This is a genomic window from Enterobacillus tribolii (assembly GCF_003363015.1).
In the GTDB taxonomy this organism is placed as follows: Bacteria; Pseudomonadota; Gammaproteobacteria; order Enterobacterales; family Enterobacteriaceae; genus Enterobacillus; species Enterobacillus tribolii.
Genome location: NZ_QRAP01000029.1, coordinates 1 through 4,594, shown reverse-complemented (window position 1 = coordinate 4,594; position 4,594 = coordinate 1). Strand labels below are relative to the sequence as shown.

Annotated in this window: 2 protein-coding genes; both read right to left on the bottom strand. The window is 63.0% G+C overall.

Annotated features, from left to right (window positions below):
* Window positions 1-2,603, bottom strand: a 2,603-nt coding sequence (locus tag C8D90_RS21855; protein WP_162844450.1) for a filamentous hemagglutinin N-terminal domain-containing protein, incomplete at its 3' end; no start/stop codon positions are given.
* 56 nt (window positions 2,604-2,659) lie between these two features.
* Entirely contained in the window at window positions 2,660-4,324 is a 1,665-nt protein-coding gene (locus C8D90_RS21850) for a ShlB/FhaC/HecB family hemolysin secretion/activation protein (RefSeq protein ID WP_115460555.1), read from the bottom strand.
* Window positions 4,325-4,594: the final 270 nt, after the last annotated feature.

The window sequence follows — 4,594 nt, the reverse complement described above, 5'->3', positions numbered from 1 at the left end:
AGGCCGTCAATGCCCATCAGCATCCCGCTGTTGCTTAATGCACCCACCTCAACCGCCGCCGTCGCGCCCTGAAGCGTACCGGCGTTGGTCAGGTCCGGCGTCTTCAGCGCAAGCTGCCCGGCCGCCAGCAGCAGCCCCTGCGCCTGGTTATCCAGCCGCTCGCTGAGCGTCAGAGAAAGGTTATTGCCTGCCTGCATCAGCCCATGGTTGGCAAGCGACGCGGCATCCAGCGTCAGGTCATTACCCGCGGCGAGTTTGCCCGCGTTTGCTATCTGCGCCGTCGCCAGCGTCATATCGCCGGCGGCATTGAGAATAGCCCCGCGCTGGTTGGCAAGCCGTTGTGCAGCCGTGATGTTCAGCCGCTGTGCCGCCACCGTGCCGTCGTTATCCAGCGCCTGCACGTCAAGCTGCGCCTGCCCCTTCGCCAGCAGCGCGCCGGATTGCGTCACGCTCAGGGTGTCCGCCTTCAGCGTCAGTGGCCCGTCCGCCTGCAGCAGCCCGCCGTGGGTCATGTTCCCCGCCGTGACCGCCACATTCGCCCCGGCGCTCTGCGCCCGGTGCGTCAGCGAGCCGGCGCTGAGGGTAAGGTCGCCCAGCGTGGTGAACACCCCGTTCAGCTCGCCGTGCCCGGCGATATCCAGGCTTAATCCGCGCTGCGCCTGCGTCTGCGCGCCCGCCGTGCTGGTTAACGAGGAAGCATTCAGGGTCATCAGACCGTCGCTGGCCAGCAGGCCGCCAAGGCTGGCCGTGGTCGCCGACAGGCGCATATCGCCCCCCGCCAGCCACTGCGACTGCGCGCCGGTGGTCAGCACGCCGCTCTCAAGCCGCATGTCGCCCTGCGCGCTGGCGACGCCCGCCAGCAGGAAGCGCCCGGCGTTCACCGCCAGCCCCGCGCCGCTGAACAGTTCGCCGCCGCTCTCCACGTTCAGTAAATCAGTCACGCTCAGGGAGAGTCCGCCCTGCCCGCCGATAAGCCCGGCGTTGGTGACGGTGTCCGCCGTCATCGCAAGCTGACCGCCCGCCTGAATGCGGTCGCGGTTGGCGACGTTCGCCGCCGTTATCGTCTGCGCGCCGCGCGCCTGGAGCAGCCCGCGGTTATCCAGCGTGCCCGCCGTTACGCTTCCGTAGCGGTTGGCGGTCAGTTCGCCGCTGCTGGTGACGTTTGCCGCAGACAGCGTTACGTCCTGCCCGGCATTCAGCTTGCCGGACAATGTTGCGTCCCCGCTCAGCTGCGCGCGGATATCGCGCTGCGCCGTGAGCTGATTACCGGCGCTCAGCGTCCTGCCGGACACCACCACATCACGCCCGGCGCCGTTTTTACCGTTCATCGTCAGCGCCCCGCCCTGCACGGTGAGGTCCGTCTGCGCACTGACCTGCGACGCCCCGTCCTGCGTCAGCGACTGCGCGGCGCTGAGCGTGACGTTACCCGCTTCAACCTGACTGTTACTCCACTGCTGACGCGCCCCCTGAGCAGACAGCCTCCCGCCGCCGCTCAGCTTGCCCCGGGCGTCCGCGCCGGCCTGCAAACGGCTGTTGTTCACCGTCAGCTGGCCGTTGCCGTTAAGCGCTAAATCGCCGCCCGTGCTGAGCAGCGCATCGTTAACCGCCGTGCTCCCGCGACCGGTCAGTTGCATGCCTTGTTCGGCGCGGTGGCTGCCGCTGAGCGCCAGATTGCCGGCATTCACCTTCAGCTGTCCCGCAGCCAAAGAGTGTTTCATGCGCAAATCGCCGTTCACGTCCAGAATAATGTCGCCCTGACGCGCGTTGACGTCGCTGAGGTTCACCCCCAGCCCGGTTTCGGACGACACCAGCCTGATGCGGTTGGCGTACATGCCGCCCAGCGCGCCGGTGTCGATGGCGATTTTCGGCGCCTCGCCGGCCGGCGCAAGGGCCGTGACGTTGCCGTCTTTGTCCACCCGGTTGCTTCCGGCAATCACCGTCAGGTCTTTGGCGTGGATACCGGCGTTGATTTCCGTGGCGCGCGCAATCAGCTGCACCGCGTCGGCGCTCCCCGCATCCAGCCCCTGGCCCGCAATGGTGATAGTGCCGCGGCTGGCTTCCAGCGCCTGCAGGCTGCCGTCCGCGCCCAGCACCGGCTTGCCGGTGGTCAGCGTGGCGTGGGGCGTGTTGATAAACCCGCAGCCGTCGCAGGTGATGCCGTAGGGGTTGGCGACCATCACGCTGGCCGCCTTGCCGCCCACTTCCATATAGCCCTGGAGCTGGGAGCGCTTGTTCCCAATCACTTCGTTGATAATGCCCCTGGCTTCCTGCCCGGCTTTGAGGTTGGTGTTGTTTTGAATCAGCCCGCCGAGCTGGGTCTGGGTGAGGCGGTCGGTCGCGTTATTGAGGATGAGCCCCTCTTTGCCGACGTTAAAATCATTGAACGTGTTGTGCGAAATACCGGCCTGGTTCGGGGTAGCGATATTCATCACCGGCACGCCGTTGCCCGCTTTATCCATGTGGGTGTTGCCGCCTGCGACGCTCACGTTGGCGGCGTAGGCCGGCAGCACCGGCTGGGTTATCAGCAAAACGCTTATCAGGTAACTCAGCAGGCGAACCGGAAACGGCGCGCCCGCAGCGGGAGTGTGTGTCGTCATTGTCATTATTTTTTTCGCGTTCATGATGATTAGTCCGTTAATCCCCGACCGTGCCGTGGTGCCTACAGCACAAACCCAATCCGGTAATACACCGAAACCCGGTCCGGCGCGAGCTCGCCCGGATAACGCAGCGGCCAGCCCACCGTCAGCTGCGACGAGGCATAACGGCCGTTGCTGTACAGGCCGATGGCCCCGCCCCACAGGGTGCCGTGCGAGAAGTCGTCATCGGTTTTATGGCGCAGATAACCGCCGTCCACGGCGGCCAGCGCCCCCACCTGCCCCAGCCACGGCAGTTCGAACACTGTCTGGTTCAGCTCGTTGCGCCAGTAGCCGCCGACGTCGCCGGAGAGGTACTGCTCTTTGAAACCGCGCACCGAACTTTCGCCGCCGAGGGTCAGGCGTTCGCTGCCGTACAGGCGGTCATCAGTCCACTGACCGTAAATGCTGGTGATGTAATTGAGGTCGTTGCGCAGCGGGCGGTAATAGCTGCCCGACAGCGTCCATTTGGTGTATTCGGCGCGCGGCGCCTCCGGGTGCTTGCCTTTGTCGTCTTCCGCCCCCAGCCACGGCACGCCGCGGCTGTAGGCCGGGTTGAGCGTGGCGAAGCCGCCCCACAGTTTCTGGCTGTGGTTGAGGCCGGCCATCACGCCGGTGAGGGTACGGCTGCTGCTGCCAAGGTAAGCGTCGTTAAGGTAATTGCGGCTGACGCGGTGGTTCACGCCCAGCGTCAGCGCGGTTTTGATGTCGCTGTCGCGATAAGCCACCCAGGCGCCGTTCAGGCGATGGGTTTCGGTGTCGCCGGTGGAGCGCCAGGGGAAGCCGTTATTGTCAAACGTGGACACATATTCGCTCCACGAATAGTTGTAATCCACGGTGAAATAGCCGTACGGCACGCTGACCCCGGCCTGCACGCTCTGCGCGTCACGGCTTGAGGAAAATGCGCTGCTGCGCGCCCCGGAGACATACCATTTATCGGCAATCCCCAGCACATTATTCGCGCTCAGCGAGCCGTTAATCTGCCCCACGCCGGTGCTCTTCTGGCCGCTGTTGTCAAACCCGGCGCCAAATTGCAGCGGAAACGCCGGACGGGCCGTCAGGTTCACCACCGAATACCCCGGCTGGCTGCCCGGCTGAATTTCAATCTGTACCGGCTCGTTGCGCACCCGGTTAATCTGCTCCATGCCCTGCTCGATATCGCGCAGGTTCAGCACCTTGCCCTTCAGGCCGGGAAACGCCATCGCCAGCGTACGGTCCGGCGCGTTTTCCAGTTTGATGTCTTCCAGCCGCCCTTCCACCACTTTGAGGTTCAGGGTGCCGGACGTCAGGTTCTGCTCGGTCAGAAACGCCCGGCTGGTGATATAGCCGCGCCGGAGATACCAGTCGGAAATCTGCCGGGCCAGCTGATTGATGCGCGCCAGGTTCAGGCACTGATGGCGGTAGGGAGAAAGCAGGGCGTCGCGCGCATTGCCGGTCAGCTTATCTGCGCCGTCCAGTTCAATGCGGGAAATGGTAAAGCAGGGGCCGGCGTCGCTCACCGGGGCTTGCGGCACGGCGGACGGCAGCGTCAGGGTACGTTGCAGCTCCTCACGCTGCTGCTGATTCTGGCGCAACACATCACGCTGTTGCTGCTCAACGGCATCGCGATCGGACGGGCTTAAAGGCTGTGCGGCAAACACGCCAGACGGCAATAACAACGCCGCGGCGAGAAAAACATGACGTCCTGTCATATTATCAAACCTGAAGATATTGGTTATTAAATGATTAATTATTTATTGTCTTTTGCCTGTACCTTGCGATACGCAATGCTGACAAAAGGATAGTAATCGGTTTTAAATAGTACAGGCAAGCGGGATTTCCGTTAGCCGCGCTTAAGAAAAGACGAAATAATAATCAAAAATACCAATTCTGTTCGTCTAAACCATTTTTAATACTGGTTATACGGCGACTTGCCGGTTTACCGTCTCTTATTTCTTTTTTACGCCACAGATAAAAATAAC